We start from the raw sequence: 18,677 nt of genomic DNA, 5'->3' as shown, positions 1-18,677 counted from the left end.
CTGAAGAGCGTTCAGGCCTTCGGCGAGAGCGCGCGCTTGATCACCTTGTGGGGTGCCGCCTGGGCGAGAGGCTTGATCGTCACGAGATCGAGGTTGACGTGCGCCGGCAGCTCGACGGAGGAGACGATCGCCTGAGCGACGTCCTGGGCGAGGAGCGGCCCCGGCACGTCGCGGTAGACGGCGTCGGCTCGCGCCTGGTCGCCGCCGAAGCGCACGAGCGAGAACTCGTCGGTGTGCACCATGCCCGGCGCGATCTCGATGACGCGGATCGGCTCACCGGCGAGCTCGAGCCGCAGGACGGCCACGAGCGCGTGCGCGGCGAACTTCGCGGCGTTGTAGCCGCCTCCTCCCTCGTAGGCGACGTGGCCGGCGATCGAGGTGACGGTCACGATGTCGGCGGAATCGCCCTCGGCGGCGCCCGCACGCAGCAACGGCAGCAGGGCACTCGTGACGAGCTTGACCGACAGCACGTTGATCTCGAACATCCGGCGCCAGTCGGCGGCGTCGGAGCCCTCGACCGTGTCCAGCCCGAGCGCTCCTCCGGCATTGTTCACCAGAGCGTGCACGGGTCCGGAGGCGGCGAGGTGCTCGCGTAGGGAGGCGACCTGCTGCTCGTCGGTCAGGTCGGCCACGACGAACTCAGCACCGGCCTCGGCAGCGAGCGCCTCCAGACGATCCCGTCGACGGGCGACCGCGACGACCTGCCATCCGCGCTCTCGAAACAGCCGGACCGTCGCCGCACCGATCCCCGAGCTCGCTCCCGTCACCACGACCCGTCGCTCCACGCCCGTCCCCTTCGTCCGTCGGCCCCCGTCGGGCGCCACCGCCTCCACGGTAGTGCGGCCGCGCGCGGCCGCCGACCAGACGCCGCCCGTCTCGGCGTTACCCCGTGTGTCGGGACGCCTCGCCCCTCGAGAGGAGCGCGCCTAGGCTCGACGCGGCGGAGAAAGGCCTCCGTCCCTCTGACCTCTTCCGACCCGATGGGATGCATGATGACCGACCCCGAGCAGTGGCAGTTCGAGACCAAGCAGATCCACTCCGGGGCAGCGCCGGATCCGGTGACGAAGGCTCGCGCGACTCCGATCTACCAGACGACCTCCTACGTGTTCGACAACTCGGAGCACGCGCAGAACCTCTTCGCGCTCGCCGAGTTCGGCAACATCTACACGCGCATCCAGAACCCGACCCAGGCGGTCGTCGAGGAACGACTCACCGCTCTCGAGGGCGGATCGGGAGCCCTGCTGCTCGCGTCGGGCCAGGCGGCGGAGACCGCCGCCGTCCTCAACATCGCGCAGGCCGGAGACCACATCGTCTCCTCCTCCTCGATCTACGGCGGCACCTACAACCTCTTCAAGTACACCCTCGCGAAGCTGGGCATCGAGACGACCTTCGTCGAGAACCAGGACGACCAGGAGGAGTGGCGCCGCGCGGTGCGTCCGAACACGAAGCTGTTCTTCGCCGAAACCGTCGGCAACCCCAAGATCAACATCCTCGACATCCGCTCGGTCGCCGACGTCGCCCACGACGCCGGGGTCCCCCTGATCGTCGACAACACGATCGCGACGCCCTACCTGATCCGTCCGTTCGAGCACGGCGCGGACATCATCGTGCACTCGGCGACGAAGTTCCTCGGCGGCCACGGCACGGTCATCGGCGGCGCGATCGTCGACGGCGGCCGGTTCCCCTGGACCGCGAACGCCGAGCGCTTCCCGGGCCTCACGACTCCGGATGAGTCGTACCACGGAGCCGTGTACACGGCGGCGGTCGGCGACTCGCTCGCCTACATCATCAAGGCGCGCGTGCAGCTGCTGCGCGACCTCGGAGCCTCCATCGCCCCGGCGAGCGCCTGGCAGCTCATCCAAGGCATCGAGACGTTGTCGCTGCGCATCGAGCGCCACGTGCAGAACGCTCAAGAGATCGCGGAGTACCTCGAGAACCACGCGGACATCGCCTCGGTGAACTATTCGGGACTGCCGACCTCGCCGTGGTACGCCGCAGCGAACCGCTACGCGCCGAAGGGCGTCGGCGCCGTGCTCTCGTTCGAGCTCAAGGGCGGCGTGGACGCGGGCCGTGCTTTCGTCGACTCGCTGACGCTCTTCTCTCACCTGGCGAACATCGGCGACGTGCGCTCTCTGGTGATCCACCCGGCCTCGACCACGCACTCGCAGCTCACTCCCGAGCAGCAGCTGACCGCGGGCGTGACTCCCGGGCTCGTGCGCCTCTCGGTCGGCCTCGAGAACATCGCCGACCTGCGCGCCGACCTCGCGCAGGCACTGCAGGCGGCCCGAGCGGTCGTGGAGGCGTCCCGCGCGAACGCCTAGCCGCGTCACTCGCCCGACGGTGTGCTCTGTGCACGAGGTCCCCTGCTCCGGCGGGTGCGTCGTGCACAGAGCACATCGGGGGCACCTCGCGACCGGTCGCGGAGACGGCGACAACGACGGACGTAACACAGGCGAGGCGGCAGTGCGCCGCGTGCCACGATAGACACCGCTATGGACTGGCAGCAGACACTCGAGGACACCGTCCCGTCGGCGTTCGTGACCGAGCGCCAGCTGCTCTCGGTGATCGGCAAGCCGCCGGCCACGGGCGCTTGGCGCGATGGCGACCCCCCGGGCGGACGCCGCTTCGTCGATCTCGGCCCGTTCGACTTCGAGTCCGGCGGCCACCTCCCCCAGGCACGAATCGCCTACGAGACGTGGGGCGCGCTCTCGCCCGAGCGGGACAACGCGGTGCTCGTCCTGCACGCGCTGACCGGCGACTCCCACCTCATCGGCCGCGGCGACCCCGGCCACGCGACCGACGGCTGGTGGTCGGGGCTCGTCGGCCCAAGGCTCGTCATCGACACCGAGCGGTACTTCGTCGTCGCACCCAACATGCTCGGCGGCTGCCAGGGATCGACCGGGCCCGCATCGCTCGCGCCAGACGGCCGGGAGTGGGGGGGCCGCTTCCCCTACACGAGCATCCGCGATCAGGTGCGCGCGCAGACGCTCTTCTCGGACCGCCTCGGAATCGAGCGCTGGCACACCGTGATCGGCGGCTCCATGGGCGGCATGCAGGCGTTGGAGTGGGGTATCGAACACCCGGAGCGGGTCGCCCGCCTGGCCGTGCTCGCCGCTCCTCCGCGGGTCACGGCCGATCAGATCGCCCTCAACTTCGTTCAGCTGGAGGCGATCCGCAACGATGCGGCGTTCGCCGGAGGCGCCTACTACGACGCGGGGGACGGCCAGGGTCCGTACCACGGCCTCGCGCTCGCCCGCCGCATGGCGCTGCTCAACTACCGCAGCCCGTCAGAGCTCAATGAGCGCTTCGAACGCAGCTGGCAGTCGGGCCTCAGCCCCCTCGGAGGCGGTGGCCGGTTCGCGGTCGAGTCGTACCTCGACTTCCACGGCAACAAATTCACCCGACGCTTCGACGCGAACAGCTACATCACGCTCGTCGAGGCGATGAACTCGCACGACGTGGGACGCGGTCGCGGCGGCGTGGAGACGGCCCTCGCGCGGATCACGAGCCCGACCCTCGTGCTCGGCATCGACAGCGACCGCCTGTTCCCCGTGGAGGGCCAGGCGATCATCGCCGCTCACGCCCCCGGTGCGCTCGACGGGCCCGAGGTGGCGGTGATCGGGTCGACGTTCGGCCACGACGGGTTCCTCATCGAGGACGACGCGGTCGGCGCGCATCTGGCCCGCCTGCTCGCGCATCCCGCCGAGTGAGGCGCACACTCCGATGAGAGCACTCAGGTGAGAGTGGTGCACGATGGGCGGGCGCCGCGTACCGCCGCGCGAGGCAAACCGGAGGAGGGCTACCCGTGCCGCTGATGCGCAGCGCCCGCGCGCGCGACCGCCTCTTGCGCCAGTGCGCGTGCGCGATCGCTCTGCCTCTCGACGCCGCGCTGCTCGCGATGGCCCTCGTCCCGGGAGTGCTCCGGTCCGAGGCTGTGCCGTTCGCCGTGCTTCTGGTGCTCGGGCTCGCCGTCGTGCACTTCCTCCTCTCCCGCCGCGGCACCCGGGCCGGAGTCGTCCTCGCCTCCGCGGGCGGCATCGTGCTCGGCGGCGGCTTGGCCGTCGGCCTCGCGCCGGGGAGCGGCTTCGCCGGCTTCGTCCTGGTGAGCTCCGCGAACGCCGTGACCGCGAGCATCGCCGCCGTCATCGTCACGACCTCGGCCCGCCGACTCCCTCTGCTCCTGCCCGTGATGATCCCGAGCGTGATCCCCTCCGTCCTGGTGGCGAGCTCCATCGCACCCGTGAGCGTCATCGCCCAGAGCATCGTGCCGTGGGTGACCCTCAGTGCGTTCGCCCTCTGGATCAGCGCCGCCGTCCCCCGGGTCGTGCGCCGTATCGACAGCATCGGCAACGCCCACCGCGTCGAACGACAGGCGAGCGAGACGGAGGCGCGCCGCCGCCAGGGCGCGCGGCTCCTGCACGATACGGTGCTCGCCACCCTGACCCTCCTCGCCCACTCCGGCCGCGGAGTGTCGGTCGACGCCCTCCGCGAGCAGGCGGCCCAGGACGCCCGGCTGTTACGGCAGTTGCGTCTCGGAGCCACGCCGACGCCGAGCGCCTCAGGTTCGTACCAGCTGACGAGCGTGACGACGGCCCCCGCCGCGAACACCCTCGAGAGCGTGAAGAGCCGCTTCGGCCGGATGGGGCTCGACGTCATCTGGCACGGCAGCGGACAGGTCGTGCTCAGCGGGGCCGCCCTCGAGTCGTTCCTCCTCGCGCTCTCCGAGTGCCTCGAGAACGTCCGTCGGCACTCCGGCGTGAACTCCGCCGATGTCACGATCACGGAGGATCCGGACACGGTGCGAGCGATGATCACCGACGCCGGCGCGGGCTTCGACGTCGGCGCGGTGCCCTCGTCGAAGCTCGGCTACAAGGAGTCGGTGGTGGCCCGACTGGCCGATGTCGGCGGACGCACGCGGCTCTTCAGCTCACCCGGCTCGGGGACGACCGTGGTGCTGGAGGTGCCCAAGTGAGCGAGGCGACCGGAGGCTCCTCGACCTCCGGCGCGGAGGCCGTCGCCCCCCTGCTCAGCGGAGGAGCGCCGAGGCGTGGCCACGCCTCCCGAGCCGCCCGTCGACAGCAGGAGGGGCTGGGCGTCGCCTACCTCGGCAGCCGGCTCGCCTGGGTCGCCGCTGTGCTCCTGGTCTACGAGCTGCTCGTCTTCCTGACCACCATCGCTCGCTACTCTCACCCCGAGCTCACGGGCGCAGCATGGGTCCTCGTCGGCATCGCCTTCCTGGGCACGGCCGCCGCGACGCGCATGGCACGACAGCGGCTCCCCGGAGGCGTGTACGCCGCGTTCCTGGTCATCGGTGCCGCAGCCGTCGTCCTCGACCTCGTCGCGGTGACGCAGCCGGGCTCTGCCGCCACCGTCCCGACGGCGGCGGCGGCGGTCGCCGTCGCGCACGGCGCGCTGATCGTGCACCGGCGGCCGAGCGAGGTACTCGCTGTGGCCATCCTCATCGGGGCGGCCGACATCGCCGCGTTCAGCGTGATGGACAGCGGAGGCGCGGCCGGCTTCTCGGTGCGTATCGGTGCGCTCATCGTCACCATCGTCCCCGCTGTGGTCGTGGTGGTCATGATGCGCGGGCTGAACCGCATGGTGCAGCTCGAGACGGATCGCGCGCTCGTGCAGAGCACGACCCTGGGCCCGCGATACACCGTCGGGATGCTCGCGTCGGAGGAGCTCGCGCGCCTGGACCTCGCAGCGGAACGCCTCCTCGCCGAGGTCGGCGACGGCTCCGTGGACGTGCCCCTCGACCCGCAGCGGGCCGCTCACGCCGCCTCCCTCGCGACGCAACTGCGGCTGCACCTCATCGAAGGACGCCGCGAGACCTGGCTACACCACGCGGTCCTCGAGTCCGAGGTGCTCGCGCCCCTCGTCGAGCTCGACGACCCCGACGGCAGTGCCGGACTGCTCAGCCACCGGCAACGCGACGGACTGCTCTCGGCCGTCTGGCTGATCGCCGACGGGGCGACCGGGCTGGGTCTGGAGCTCCACATCGAGGCCGGCATCCCGACCACGCCACCGCTCGGCACTCCCCCGCGGACGCTCCTCGTCCCGCTCGTCCTCCGCTCGGAGGGAGCGCCGCTGCGGGGAGTCGATCCCGCGACGTGGGAAGCTATCGCTGAGGTCGGCAGCTACCGCGACCTGTCCCGCGACGGAGAACTGCGCATAGAGATCGAGTGTCTCGTCGAGAATCCCGCCGATCGCTGAGCAGCATCGAAACCCCAGACGACTAGACGAGAAGGACACCGATGACCCACCCCGCCACCGATGCGAAGATCACCCTCGCCGTCGTCGACGACCACAAGATGCTTCTCGGCGCCCTCACGGAGTGGATCCGCGGGGCAGCGTCCGACATCCAGCTCGTCGCCGCCGTCGCCTCCTGGCCCGAGCTGCTCACGCATCCCGAGTTCCCCGTCGACGTCGTCCTGCTCGACCTCGACCTCAAGGACAACATCCCGATCTCGGTCAAGCTCTCGACCCTCAAGACCACGGGCGTGAAGACGGTGCTGATGAGCACCTACTCCGAGCCGGCGGTCGTGCGCGAGGCGCTCGCCTCCGGAGCGCTGGGCTACCTCGTGAAGACCGAGGACGCCGACATGATCGTGGAGGCGATCCGTGCGGCGAAGGACGGCCACTCCTACATCTCGCATGAGCTCGACATGGCCCTCTCGACCGGCGACTCCGACGGCGCACCCAAGCTCAGTGCTCAGGAGCGCCGGGTGATGGCGCTCTACGGGGGCGGCGAGCCCGTGAAGTCGGTCGCCTTCGAGCTGGGCATCTCGGAGGAGACGGCGAAGTCGTACCTCAAGCGGATCCGCGAGAAGTACCGGGTCGTGGGCATCGACGTCGGCACCAAGGTGGCGCTGCGCAAGCGCGCCATCCACGACGGGATCCTGATCGAGACGGACTGAGCCGCGACCGCCGGATCGCGACCCTCAGAGCACGGCCACCGTCATGCCCGCCGAGGCGGAGGGACGGTCCATCTCCGCGAGGATGGCGGGCAGCTCGTCGAACGACACGGTGCGGCCGACGACACCGTCGAGGCCGAGTCGCCCCGCGACGATGTCCTCGAGCATCGCGGCGTACTCGCCGACGGCGATGCCGTGGCTGCCGAGCAGCTCGAGCTCTTCGGCGATGACGCGCCCGAGCGCGATGGCCGGCGCCGCCTCCGCGTCGAGAAGCAGCCCCACCTGCACGTGGCGGCCTCGGGGGCGCAGGGAGGCGACGGCGGTCACTGACGTCGCACGGCTCCCGTAGGCGTCGACGGAGACGTGCGCGCCGCCCTCCGTCACCCGGCGGATCGTGGCGACCGTGTCCGCGCCGGAGGGCACCGCCACGGCTCCGAGCCGCTCCGCCTGCGCGAGTGCCGCCTCGGAGACGTCGGAGGCGACCACCCGGGCGCCCGCCGCACGCGCGACGAGAATGGCAGAGAGGCCGACCCCACCACAGCCGATGACCGCGACCCACTCTCCCCCCGCGACGCGACCTCGCGCATGCAGTGCGTGGTAGGCGGTGCCGAAACGGCAACCGAGGCCCGCCGCCTCGATGAAGCCGATCTCGTCGGGGAGGGACACGAGGTTGAGGTCGGCGTGGGGGACGACCAGCGCCTCCGCGTAGGAGCCCGGCAGGGTGAACCCGGGCTGCCGCTGGCGGAGGCAGACCTGGGTCGCCCCTGCGACGCACTGCTCGCATGCGCCGCAGGCGAAGACGAAGGGCGCGGTGACGCGATCGCCGACCGCGAAACGGGCGACCGCCTCGCCGACCTCCTCGACCGTTCCGGCGAACTCGTGACCGGGGATCTGCGGGAGCACGACGGAGTCGTCGTGGCCCTTCCACGCATGCCAATCACTGCGGCACACGCCGGTCGCGCGGACGCGGACGACGACGCCGTCGGCCGGACACGAGGGACGAGGGACATCGACGACGGTCGGTGTCGCCCCGAACCGGTCGTACTGGATCGCGCGCATCCCGGGATACTGCCACAGTCCCGCGGACCCGCCCCGCACGAGCGACGGAACGCGCCGCTCAGAGCGCGTCCACCGGGACACCCCCTGAGTCCTCGGTGACAGGCGCGCGCTGCGTGGGGTAGACGGTGCCGCGGGCGCGGTCGATGGCGATGCTCCCGAGCGCGAGCGCAATGCCCGCCGCGGTGAGGCCGACCCCCACCCAGATCGGCGAGAGGTAGCCGAGGCCCGCGGCGATCGTCAGCCCGCCGAGGGCCGCGCCGAGGGAGTTGCCGATGTTGAGGGCGGAGTGGTTGAGCGCCGCCGCGATGGTCTGGCTGTCGCGGGCCACGTCCATCAGCCGGGTCTGGATCGCCGGCGAGGCGGCCGCCGAGCATCCGGCCGCGAGGAAGGTGAAGACGACGAGCCCCGCGACGGTCTCGGCCGTGAGCGCCAATCCGACCAGCGAGACGCCGACGCCGACGAAGAAGACGACGAGGGAGCGGCGCACGTTCCTGTCGGCGGCCCAGCCGCCGACGAGGTTCCCCACGGTCATGCCCAGGCCGATCACGACCAGGATCCCCGGCACCGCGCCCGGCGGCAGCCCCGTCACCTCCGTCGACAGCGGCGAGATGTAGCTGTACATCGCGAAGAGGCCGCCGAAGCCGATCGCGCCCACCAGCAACGTCATCCACACCTGCAGCTGGCCGAAGGCGCGCAGCTCGTTGCGGACCGTGGCCGAGGGATCGCCGGGCTGGTGCGGCACGAGCAACCACACGGCGACCACCGTCAGGGCGAACAGGGCGGCGACCACGAGATACGCGCTGCGCCAGCCGGCCGTCTGCCCCACCCACGTGATCGCGGGCACTCCGAGCACGTTGGCGATCGTGAGTCCCGAGAGCACGAAGGCGACGCCCTTGCCCCGTTTGCCGGGCCCCATCAGATCGGCGGCGACGAGGGAGGCGATGCCGAAGTACGCCCCGTGCGGCAGCGCCGCCACGAAGCGGGCGGCGAGCACGAGCGGGAAGCTCGGGAGCAGCGCCGAGGCGACGGTGCCCACGGTGAAGGCGACGAGCAGGGTCAGGAGGAGGCGTTTGCGCGGCCAGCGCGCCGCGGCCGCCGCGATGGTCGGCGCGCCGACGACGACGCCGAGCGCATAGGCCGAGATCAGCATCCCGGCCTGGGAGATCGCGAGCTCGGAGTCGCTCGAGTACACGCCCGGGAGCAGGTCGGCGGCCAGTTGCGGCAGCAGGCCCATCGCCACGAACTCGGTCGAGCCGATGCCGAAGCCGCCCATCGCGAGGGCGAGCAGGGCGAGGCGGGTGCGGGCCGGCGAGAGGGTCACCCCTCCAGGCTACCGAGAATACGCCCCCTGTCGAATCGATTCGATAACCGCGCTCGCGACGCGTCTCCGAGCGAGCGGGAGGCGCCGCCGACTACTCCTCCAGCGCCCGCTCGAGCCGCTCGAGCTTCGCGTCGATCTCCCCCGTATAGCCCGGGCGGATGTCGGCCTTGAGCACGAGCGAGACGCGCGTCCCGAACGCGCCGACCGCCTCCGTGGCGCGCTTGACCACGTCGAACACCTCGTCCCACTCCCCCTCGATCTCGGTGAACATCGAGCTGGTGCGATGGGGCAGCCCCGAGGCACGGACGATGCGGACGGCAGCCGCGACGGCGTCGTGCACCGAAGCGTCAGGGCCCTCTCCTCCGGAGGGTGCGACCGAGAATGCGACGAGCATGGGAGCCTCCTGGCTGGCGGGGTGGCCGCGTCTCGGCCACCGCCTCCGAGCCTACGAGCCGGGGAGGCTCACGCCGAGCGCGCGGCGCCAGCGAACGTGGAGGTGGGCAGTTCGAGGGAGCCCTCGAAGGGGCGGGTCGACCCGACGCGCCAGAGCTCACGGACGAGCCAGCCGAGCAGCACCACGAGCAAGACGTTGCGGACGGTGAGCACGAGCACCATGTACCAGTGCGAGTAGAGGAGGAAGAGGTAGAGATAGGGATAGATGACCTGCGTGAGCGCGGCGATCACGAGCGTCAGCTTCGCCGGAGTCGCGAAGGCTCCGTCGCGGTGGGCGACGAGGCCCGCGATCACCGGAGGCGCCAACCAGACGATGTACTGCGGAGAGAGGACCTTGTTGGTGTCGATGAACACCACCACGAGGGTCAGCGCGAGCAGCGGGAAGAGCCGGGTCGCGGCGACTCCGGCCCGCAACGCGCGCAACCCGAGCAGAGCGACTCCCAGCATCGCCACCGCCAACAGCGGAGTCATCAGCGCTGCAGCCTCGGTCGTGAACGGCCCATGCATCTCGAAGGTGTTGATGTCGGCGGCGTACCAGACGAAGCTCGCCGAGCGCGGCAGGATCGACAGCCACATCCACGGCGTGCTGACGACCGCCTCGATCTGCAGGCCTCGGGACGTCTGATCGGTGACGAAGCTGAAGACGTGGGCGCCCCCTCCGGCCAGCACGACCGCGAGCACCAGGACGGCGGAGGCGATCGCCGCCACGACGACCATGCGCACCCGGCCCCGCAGCACGAGCACCGCGCCCGCGAGGATCGCGGCCGGCCACACCTTGATCCAGGTGCCCACGGTGAGCAGCAGTGAGGCGACTGCGGGCCGAGTCGCCATCCAGAGCATCCCGGCGATGGCGGGAGGCGCGGTGAACGCGTCGATGCGCCCGATCGCGATCGGGCCGAGCAGCACCAGGAAGAGCAGCCACCAGCGTGCGGCGGCGAGTCGGAGGGGCACGCGACCGCGCAGCAGCAGCGCGAAGGCCGCGGCATCGGCCAGCGCGACGAGGAGGAGCCACATCACGTCGTAGCCGGCAGCCCCGAACAGCCAGGAGGCGGCGATCGGCGCCCACGCGAGGATGGGGTAGACCCAGCCGGAGTCGATGCCGGCGATGCCTCCGCCCTCGACCGCCGTGCGCATCCACTCCTTGTAGACATAGCTGACGTCGCCCATGGGCAGGCCGGGAGCGTACAGCGCGAGCAGCGAGAGCACGACGTGCACGAGGGCGAAGCCGCTCCACAGCAGGGAGGCCGAGTCGCGGTTCTCGCGCAGCCACGCGAGGAGGCGAACGCGGGCAGGCGGAGAGGTCGGCACCGCGTCAGTGTAGACGGCGCATTCGAGCGGCGCCTGGACGCCGGCGTGGGCGATCAATAGCCCGCGAAGGCATCCGTCCTGATGTGCCGCGCTCCGGCGCCACGGAGCGCGCCGCGCACCGAGTCGACGAACGAGGGCGAACCCGAGACGTAGCCGACACGATGCCGCGCGTCCGGGACCGCCTCCGTCAGACGCTCGGCCGTCAGGCGCCCCGAGACGTGGGTCCAGCCCTCGGGGAGGACTCCCGGAGCCTCCCGCGAGACGACGACCACCCGCGCCCCACTCGCGAGCAGGAGGTCACGGTAGGCGACTTCTTCGATCCGCGGTGCCGCGTACACCACGACGATGTCGCGTCCGGGTGCGTCAGAGAGGGCCGCGAGCTGGCTCGCGAAGGGAGTGATCCCGATTCCACCGGCGACGAGGAGGAGCGGGACCGAAGCATCGCCGGGTAGCACGAAGTCGCCTCCGACGCTCGTCGCCCGGACGATGCCACCTGGCTCGAGCGCGGCGAGCGCACGCTTGAAGCTGCTCGACCTCTCGGGCACGCGCATGGCCACCGCGATCTCGCCGCCCGTGGGCGCGGAGGCGATCGAGAACGTCCGCCTGCTCCCTCGCCCGTCGGCGCGGTGCGGCAGGTCGAGCTCGAGCCATTGCCCGGCCTCGAAGGGCAGCGGGGCGCTCGGGCGGAATCGGAACTCGGTGATCCCCGGCGCGAGGGGGCTCGACCCGATCAGCTCGAGCGCCAGCCGGCGGCGCTGGCGGAACGCGAAGGCGAACGCGATCGCGTTCCCGACGACGAGCCCCAGCTCGGGACTCGCGTAGAAGATGCCGAAACGGAACGGCACACTCGCCAGGAGCGCCGCGACCACCGCGACGACGAGCTGCTGCCAGCGCCGCGGCGCGAGCGTGAGCGGCTCGGTCAGCATGAAGGCGCCCGCGAAGACGAAAGGATAGGCCGTGAGCACGAGCGTCAGCGCGGCAGGGAGCTCCTGTCCGCTCTGCACCGACTGCCACACCGAGATGCCTCCGGCGACCGCGACGAAGACGACGAACACCGCCCACCGTCGTACCCGTGCGACGACGAGGAGCGAGCCGAGCAGGACCCACGGCCACAGCGCCCCGGAGGCGATCCACCACACTCCCGCGTTGAGCTGGGTGATGCCGATGATGAGGACCGCGACAGCTGCCGGGTTGAAGAGGTGCCTGCCGCGCCAGGCGAGGACGAACTTGGAGGCCGCGGCGATCGCTCCGACGAGGGCGATGATCGCCAGCCCCTGTGGATCGGCCGTCGGGAACAGCAGGCACGCGATCAGCAGCCCGGTCACCAGGGAGGACTCGAGGTGCGCGCGCCTGCCGACGAGTCGGGCCAGCAGGATGCTCACGACGACGGTCGAGCCAACCGCAACGGCCGTGCTCACGATCAGTTCGTACGGCGTCGAGAAGATCAGCCCCGCGGCCGCGTAGACGACCGCGAGCAGGAGGAGCGCCGTGAGCGTCATCCAGACCAGACGGTAGGTGGTGATGCGGCCGAGCGCGCGATCGAGAGTGCCGATCATCGGAAGACCTCTCCAGGGAAATGAGGTGACGAGTGCAGGGTGCCGTCGCTGAAGACGCGGACGAAGTCGAACTCGAAGCGCTCGGCGAGCACGTCGGGCGAGCAGACGAAAAGGGCGGTGGCGAGGCCGTCGGCGACGAGCGCGCTCTCGGCCACGGCCCAGGTCGCCACGACGGTCTCGACAGGACGCCCCGTGAGACCGTCGAGCACGTGGTGCAGGCCCTCGCCCCAGACGCGACGGTTGCTCGCGGAGGCGCACAGCGCGCGTTCTCCGGGCGTCGCCACTCCGATCGCTCGCGTCGGGTCGTAGGGGTGCTCGAGCGCCACGGTCAGCTCACGGACGCCTCGCGCACGGAGGTCGCCGCTCGCGTCGACGACGATCGGACCGGCGGCACCGAGCTCCTCGAGCACGAGGTCCACGAGGTGCCCCTTGCCCGCGGCCCCGACGTCGAGGACGACGCCCGCCTCGGTGTGCACGGCGACGCCTCCGTGGAGCCGTGCCGCCCGCCACGAGGGTGCGGGAGCGGCCGGGCCTCGCGGCACGAGCGAGTAGTCGGCGTCGTAGCCCAGCGTCTCGAGCGCATCGCCGACGAACGGGGTCACGGACCCGCCGGTCAGCTCGGCGAGGGTGTCGTAGAGGGCGAACAGCGCGTCGGCCTCAGGGGGGAACACGTGCTCCCCCGGCTGGGACCGCAACAACGAGACGGCCGAATCGGAGCGGAAACGCGACCACGTGCGGTCGTACTCCTCGATCCGGGCCTCGACCCGATCGCGCTGCTCGATGCCGAGCGGGTCGACCGAGTCGATCTCCCAGGCGGTGCCGATCGCGTCGAACCGCCAGACATGCTCGAGCACGCTCAAAGGCTCAGGCCTTGGCATCGGCCTTGATCGCGTCGACGGCCTGGTTGAACCCGCCGGAGGTGAGGGACGAGCCCGACACCTTCGAGACCTTCAGATCGTCGAGCTTCTTGCCCACGACCTCCCCCGCGATGCCGCCGGCGAAACGATCCTGATACTGGTCGCCGGTGGGGTTCTCGGACTCGGGCGTGACGGTGACGGCCGTCACGACGTCGCCGGCCAGGGTGAGCGAGACGCCGATCTTCTCGGTGCCCCCGGGTGAGGTGTACGAGCCCTCGGCCTGGTAGGTGCCGTCGGCGTAGCTGCCGGTCGACGAGGCGGAGCCGGTCGCCGCAGGGGCGGAGCTCGCGGTGGGAGCGGAGCTCGCCGAGTCGGCGGTGCTCATGGCGTCCGCGCTCCCCGCGGTCGTGGTGCTGGAGCAGGCCGAGAGGGCGGCGAGGGTGCCGGCTCCGGCGAGAAGGGTGAGGGCGTAGCGGACGGAAGTCGTGGTCTTCGCGGTCATGTCTGTTCTCCTGATCGAGCGGACGCGGCGGATCCGACAGTAGGGGCGCTCTCTTCGAGCATGCGAAGAGGCGGCTGTGCGGTCCCGATGCCGGGGTACGGCCGCCTCTTCCTGGACAACGGGGTGCCGCGCCGATCGGTTCAGTGGTCTTGTTCTGATCCGGAGACTGCCGACGACCCCGGACGAACGCGCGGGGACGGACATCGGACGGCGTCAGCTCAGCAAGCGCGCGACGACCCCCGGCAGCTGCTCGGCGATGTCGAGCGCCGCGAGAGGGCCGCCCCTGGAGGCGACGCTCCCCGCCTGCGCGTGCAGCACCGCCGCGGCGGCCGCCACCGCGGCGAGGTCGTCGTCGTCCAGGGAGGCGCCCGCGCTCTCCGCGTCGACCGCGCGGCCCGCGAGCAGCGCGCCCAGCACTCCGGCCAGGACGTCGCCGCTCCCGGCCGTCGCGAGCCAGGGGGTGGAGCCGCTGACCGTGAAGGCCACGCCTCCCGACACCACGTGCGTCGTGCTGCCCTTGAGCAGGACGCAGACTCCGAAGTGCTCGGCGGCCCGCCGCGCCCACGCGCCGGCGTCGCCCGAGATCTCACGCGGCTCGACCTCGTGGCCGTCTCTCGCGAACATCCCGGCCAACTCCCTGGCGTGCGGAGTCACGACGACGGGACCGGCGACCTCGCCGACGAGGTCGAGCGCCCCCGCATCGAGCACGACGGGCACGCCCGAGTGCAGCTGCTCGAGAAGGGTTCGCCGCTCCTCCTCGGTGCGGTCCTCGGCGCTCGTGCCGGAGCCGACCACCCACGCCTGGACGCGGCCCAGCGCCGTCACCACCTCGGGGCGCCGGGCGAGCACCAGCGACGAGGGTCGTTCCGACCCGAGATAGCGGACCATGCCGACTCCCGTGCGCACCGCCGCCTCCACGCCCAGCACGGCGGCTCCCGGGTACCGCTCCGAGCCCGTGGCGATGCCGACGACGCCGCGGCTGTACTTGTCGTCCTCCGCACGCGGCACGCGCACGACGCGCGCCGCCTCCCTCACACCGAACCGCCTATAGTCGCCCGTCACACCGGCCACCCTACGCGCGGCGGTTCAGCGACGGGTGGCGTCGTCGACCTCGCCGACCAGCTCCTCGATGATGTCCTCGAGGAACAGCACGCCCGTCGCCCGCCCTTGCTCGTCGAACGCTCGCGCGAGGTGCGCTCCCGTGCGGCGCATCGTCGCCAGCGCGTCCTCGAGGTCGGTCGCCTCGAAGATCGAGGCGAGCTGGCGGATGCGCTTGGCGGGAACCGGGAGCCGGAACTTGGCACCCTCGGTGTCGCCGTCGAGGTCGAGCACGTCCTTGAGGTGGACGTACCCCTCGGGAGAGCCGTCCTCGCCGAGGACGACATACCGCGAGAAGCCGTGCTTCGCGACGGCGCGCTCGACGTCGGCGGGAGTCGCTCCGCTCGGGAGGCTGACGATGCCGTCGAGCGGCAGAGCCACGTCGCGCACCTTCTTCTCGGTGAACTCGAACGCCGCGAGGAGAGTGCCCGTGGAGTCGCGCAGCGTCCCCTCCCGGGTCGACTGGTCGACGATCGTCTGCACCTCCTCGAGAGTGAAGGTGCTGTTCGCCTCGTCCTTGGGCTCGACGCGGAACAGCCGCAAGACCCCGTTCGAGACGGCGTTGAGCGCCACGATGAGGGGCCGCAGCACGCGGGCGACGGCGACGAGCGGAGGCGCGAGCAGCAGCACCGCGCGATCCGGCATCGAGAACGAGATGTTCTTCGGCACCATCTCGCCGAGCACGACGTGCAGGAACGACACGATCAATAGGGTGACGACGAACGCGACGGTCCCCGAGAACTCGTCTGGGATGCCGACCGCGTGCAGCGGCACCTCCAGGAGGTGGTGGATGGCCGGTTCGCTGACGTTGAGGATCAGCAGCGAGCACACCGTGATGCCCAGCTGAGTCGTCGCGAGCATCAGGGTGGCGTGCTCCATCGCGGCGAGCGCGATGATGGCACTGCGCTTCCCGCTCTCGGCGAGCGGCTCGATCTGCGAGCGGCGGGCCGAGATCACGGCGAACTCGGCGCCGACGAAGAACGCGTTCGCGGCGAGCAGCACCACGAGCCAGGCGATCCCTGCCCAGTCACTCATCGCCGGCCTCCTTGTGCGAGCGACTCGCGGGCGTGGTGCCCGCGATCGGGTCGGGGATGCCGCCGTAGGCGTCGGAGTCGGGGGTGAAGCGGATGCGGTCGATGCGTCGTCCGTCGAGACGCTCGACACGCAGCGCACCACCGGCGACGGGCACCTCGTCCCCGACGGCGGGGAGGCGACCGAGCTCGCTCATCACGAAGCCCGCGACCGTCTCGTACGGGCCCTCCTCCGGGATGTGCACTCCCGCGCGGTCGCGCACCTCGTCGGGACGGAGCATGCCGGGGAAGGTCGTGGAGCCGGGAAGCTTGACCACGTCGGCGCGCGAACGGTCGTGCTCGTCGGCCACCTCGCCCACGAGCTCCTCCACGAGGTCTTCGAGCGTGGCGACGCCCGCGGTGCCGCCGTACTCGTCGACGACCACCGCCAGCTGGAACCCGCGCCCGCGCAGCTCCGTGAGCAGCACGTCGAGCTTCATCGTCTCGGGCACGCGGAGCGGCTCCGATCGCAGCGCGGTCACCGGCACGTCGGAGCGCTTGCCCCGCGGCACGGCGACCGCTTGCTTGACGTGGACGACTCCGATGATGTCGTCGATGTCGTCGTCGGTGACGGGGAAGCGCGAGAGGCCTGTGGCCCGGGCGAGCTCGAGCACGTCTTGCGCGGTGCTGGTGCGCTCGAGGGTCGAGAGACGCAGGCGCGGTGTCATCACGTCGCCCGCCGTCAGGGCGGAGAAGCGGAGGGTGCGCCCGAGCAGGTCGGCCGTGTCCTCCTCGAGCAGTCCTGCGCTCGCGGAGTGGCGCACGAGGCTCGAGAGCTCTTCGGCGCTCCGCGCGCCCGAGAGCTCCTCCTTCGGCTCGATGCCCACGAGGCGCAGCAGGGCGTTGGCACTGCCGTTGAGCAGTGCGACGGCGGGGCGGAACACGGTCGTGAAGGCTGTCTGCAGGGGCACGACGAGCTTCACCGTCGCCCGCGGCAGGGCGAGCGCGAAATTCTTGGGCACGAGTTCGCCGAGGATCATCGAGAGGAGGGTCGCGATGACGATCGCGACGACCGTCATCACCGGCGCGAGCGCCTCCTCGGGGATGCCCAGGCCGCTGAAGGGCTCCTGGAGCAGCGTCGAGAGGGCGGGCTCCATCGTGTAGCCGGTGAGCAGCGTCGTGAGCGTGATCCCGAGCTGCGCGCTCGACAGGTGCGTCGAGGTGACGCGGAGGGCCGCGATCGTCAGGCCGAGGCGGGTCTCGCCTCGATCGCGGCGCGCCTCGAGATCGGCGCGGTCGAGGTTGACGAGCGCGAACTCACTCGCGACGAAGACGCCGGTGCCCAGGGTCAGCAGCAGGCCGACGCCCAGGAGGAGCCACTCAGTCCCCACGGGTGGCCCCCTCGTTCGCCACGGCCGACGTCGTACGGGAGCAGAACGCGAGGAGGTGGGGCGAGAGCCGGTCCGAGCGCAGATGGGCAGGAGGAGGGTCGTCCATTGTGGCGCCGAGTCTACCGGCTGCCCGTCGACGCGGGGACGAGGGCGAGCGCGTCGCTCCTTCGACCGGTCACGACCTTCAGAGCCACTTCTTGCGCTTGAACACCGCGTAGAGCACGAAGCCGAACGCCAGCATCAGTGCGAGCGCCCACGGATAGCCGAGCCGCCAGTGCAGCTCGGGCATGTCGTCGAAGTTCATGCCGTAGATGCCCGCGACCAGCGTGGGGGCGAAGAGGATCGCGGCCCACGACGAGATCTTGCGCACGACGTCGTTCTGGGCGAGTCCGGTCTCGGTCTGGCGCCGCGCGACCACGGTCGCGTGCACCGTCAGCGCCTTGTCGAGGATGGCGCGGAGCGCGTCGACCGCGTCCGTCACGCGGATGGTGTGGTCGAGGACGTCGCGGAGCGAGCGGCGCAGCTCGACCTGTTCGGCGGTCGGCTCTCCGGAGCCCGCGCTCCGCTGCTCGAGCAGTTCGTGCAGCAGCACAGTGAGCGGCTGCACCGAGCGCTGGAACTGGATGACCTCGCGCGAGAGGCGGTAGATGCGCTCCGAGAGGCCGTCGTCGGGGGCCGAGCCGAACAGCTGGTCCTCGATCTCGTCGACATCGCCCTGAACCCCCGCGACGACCGGCGCGTACTCGTCGACGACCTGGTCGAGGATCGCGTACAGCACCGCCTCCGGCCCGCGCGCGAGCAACGCCGGGTCGCCTTCGAGTCGCCGCCGCACGCGGGCGAGGTCTGGGGAGTCGGCGTGCCGGATGGTCACAACGAAGTCGGGGCCGACGAACACGTGCAGCTCGCCGAACACCACGGTCTCGGCGGAGTCGACATAGCGCGCGGGGCGCAGCACCACGAAGCGGCCATCGTCGTAGCGCTCGAGCTTGGCGCGCTGGTGCCCGCTCAGGGCGTCCTCGATGGCGAGGGGATGCAGGCCGAACTCCGCCGCGACCTCCTCGACCTCCTCGCGGCTCGGCCGGTACAGCCCGATCCAGGCCATCCCGTGCTCGTCCCGCATCAGCTCGAAGGTGTCCTCGAGCGAGTCCGGGTTGCGGATGCGGTGGCCGCCGACGTACACGGCATTGTCGACGATGGTCATGCGC

At 71.2% G+C, this 18,677-nt stretch carries 17 protein-coding genes; 5 read left to right on the top strand and 12 right to left on the bottom strand.

Annotated elements, in window-relative coordinates:
- Nucleotides 1-11: 11 nt before the first annotated feature.
- Nucleotides 12-785: an SDR family oxidoreductase gene (locus ITJ45_RS12835; protein WP_323743046.1), complete on the bottom strand. Its 774-nt coding sequence runs from the start codon at nucleotides 783-785 to the stop codon at nucleotides 12-14.
- Between the two features lie 207 nt (nucleotides 786-992).
- Between ITJ45_RS12835 and ITJ45_RS12830 the strand changes: the two genes are divergently transcribed.
- The 5 genes from ITJ45_RS12830 (at nucleotide 993) to ITJ45_RS12810 (ending at nucleotide 6,920) form a co-directional block, all read left to right on the top strand.
- A complete protein-coding gene (locus ITJ45_RS12830) occupies nucleotides 993-2,321 on the top strand; it encodes a bifunctional o-acetylhomoserine/o-acetylserine sulfhydrylase (RefSeq protein WP_194610847.1) in 1,329 nt (442 codons plus the stop codon).
- A gap of 171 nt (nucleotides 2,322-2,492) precedes the next feature.
- Nucleotides 2,493-3,710, top strand: a complete 1,218-nt coding sequence (gene metX, locus ITJ45_RS12825; RefSeq protein ID WP_194610714.1) for a homoserine O-acetyltransferase MetX — start codon at nucleotides 2,493-2,495, stop codon at nucleotides 3,708-3,710.
- Nucleotides 3,711-3,814: 104 nt separating this feature from the next.
- Nucleotides 3,815-4,972 carry a sensor histidine kinase gene (locus tag ITJ45_RS12820; RefSeq protein WP_228493980.1) on the top strand — a complete coding sequence of 386 codons (1,158 nt, stop codon included), beginning with the start codon at nucleotides 3,815-3,817 and terminating at the stop codon, nucleotides 4,970-4,972.
- A complete protein-coding gene (locus ITJ45_RS12815; protein ID WP_194610715.1) occupies nucleotides 4,969-6,216 on the top strand; it encodes a hypothetical protein in 1,248 nt (415 codons plus the stop codon). The genes ITJ45_RS12820 and ITJ45_RS12815 overlap by 4 nt, the downstream gene beginning before the upstream one ends.
- 41 nt (nucleotides 6,217-6,257) lie before the next feature.
- Nucleotides 6,258-6,920, top strand: coding sequence for a response regulator (locus ITJ45_RS12810; protein ID WP_194610716.1), 663 nt, complete (start codon nucleotides 6,258-6,260; stop codon nucleotides 6,918-6,920).
- A gap of 24 nt (nucleotides 6,921-6,944) precedes the next feature.
- Here the strand turns inward: ITJ45_RS12810 and ITJ45_RS12805 are convergent, their stop codons facing one another.
- The 11 genes from ITJ45_RS12805 to corA all read right to left on the bottom strand — a co-directional run bounded on the left by ITJ45_RS12805 (nucleotide 6,945) and on the right by corA (nucleotide 18,673).
- Nucleotides 6,945-7,976: an alcohol dehydrogenase catalytic domain-containing protein gene (locus ITJ45_RS12805; protein ID WP_194610718.1), complete on the bottom strand. Its 1,032-nt coding sequence runs from the start codon at nucleotides 7,974-7,976 to the stop codon at nucleotides 6,945-6,947.
- Nucleotides 7,977-8,034: 58 nt separating this feature from the next.
- Entirely contained in the window at nucleotides 8,035-9,249 is a 1,215-nt protein-coding gene (locus ITJ45_RS12800; protein WP_194610851.1) for an MFS transporter, read from the bottom strand.
- Between the two features lie 139 nt (nucleotides 9,250-9,388).
- Entirely contained in the window at nucleotides 9,389-9,691 is a 303-nt protein-coding gene (locus ITJ45_RS12795) for a thiamine-binding protein (RefSeq protein WP_194610720.1), read from the bottom strand.
- Between the two features lie 68 nt (nucleotides 9,692-9,759).
- Nucleotides 9,760-11,058: a glycosyltransferase 87 family protein gene (locus ITJ45_RS12790; protein WP_194610722.1), complete on the bottom strand. Its 1,299-nt coding sequence runs from the start codon at nucleotides 11,056-11,058 to the stop codon at nucleotides 9,760-9,762.
- A gap of 53 nt (nucleotides 11,059-11,111) precedes the next feature.
- The gene (locus ITJ45_RS12785) at nucleotides 11,112-12,614 is read right to left on the bottom strand and encodes an FAD-dependent oxidoreductase (RefSeq protein WP_194610724.1); all 1,503 of its coding nucleotides are present in this window, start codon (nucleotides 12,612-12,614) and stop codon (nucleotides 11,112-11,114) included.
- Nucleotides 12,611-13,468 (bottom strand): FAD:protein FMN transferase, encoded by an 858-nt coding sequence (locus ITJ45_RS12780; protein ID WP_323743047.1) that lies wholly within the window; start codon nucleotides 13,466-13,468, stop codon nucleotides 12,611-12,613. Before ITJ45_RS12780 ends, ITJ45_RS12785 begins: the two co-directional genes overlap by 4 nt.
- A 10-nt stretch (nucleotides 13,469-13,478) precedes the next feature.
- Nucleotides 13,479-13,973, bottom strand: a complete 495-nt coding sequence (locus tag ITJ45_RS12775) for an FMN-binding protein (RefSeq protein ID WP_194610728.1) — start codon at nucleotides 13,971-13,973, stop codon at nucleotides 13,479-13,481.
- Nucleotides 13,974-14,186: 213 nt separating this feature from the next.
- Nucleotides 14,187-15,035 (bottom strand): ADP-dependent NAD(P)H-hydrate dehydratase, encoded by an 849-nt coding sequence (locus ITJ45_RS12770; RefSeq protein ID WP_194610730.1) that lies wholly within the window; start codon nucleotides 15,033-15,035, stop codon nucleotides 14,187-14,189.
- A gap of 24 nt (nucleotides 15,036-15,059) precedes the next feature.
- The gene (locus ITJ45_RS12765) at nucleotides 15,060-16,106 is read right to left on the bottom strand and encodes a hemolysin family protein (protein ID WP_194610731.1); all 1,047 of its coding nucleotides are present in this window, start codon (nucleotides 16,104-16,106) and stop codon (nucleotides 15,060-15,062) included.
- Nucleotides 16,099-17,472, bottom strand: a complete 1,374-nt coding sequence (locus ITJ45_RS12760) for a hemolysin family protein (protein WP_194610733.1) — start codon at nucleotides 17,470-17,472, stop codon at nucleotides 16,099-16,101. Before ITJ45_RS12760 ends, ITJ45_RS12765 begins: the two co-directional genes overlap by 8 nt.
- Nucleotides 17,473-17,656: 184 nt before the next feature.
- Complete coding sequence (gene corA, locus ITJ45_RS12755; RefSeq protein ID WP_194610735.1) at nucleotides 17,657-18,673, bottom strand: magnesium/cobalt transporter CorA; 1,017 nt, start codon at nucleotides 18,671-18,673, stop codon at nucleotides 17,657-17,659.
- Nucleotides 18,674-18,677 lie beyond the last annotated feature (4 nt).

The sequence above is a fragment of the Rathayibacter sp. VKM Ac-2879 genome, from assembly GCF_015351245.1.
Taxonomy (GTDB): domain Bacteria; phylum Actinomycetota; class Actinomycetes; order Actinomycetales; family Microbacteriaceae; genus Rathayibacter.
Note: the sequence above shows the minus strand (reverse complement) of the source record. Positions and strands in the feature narration are given on the sequence as shown.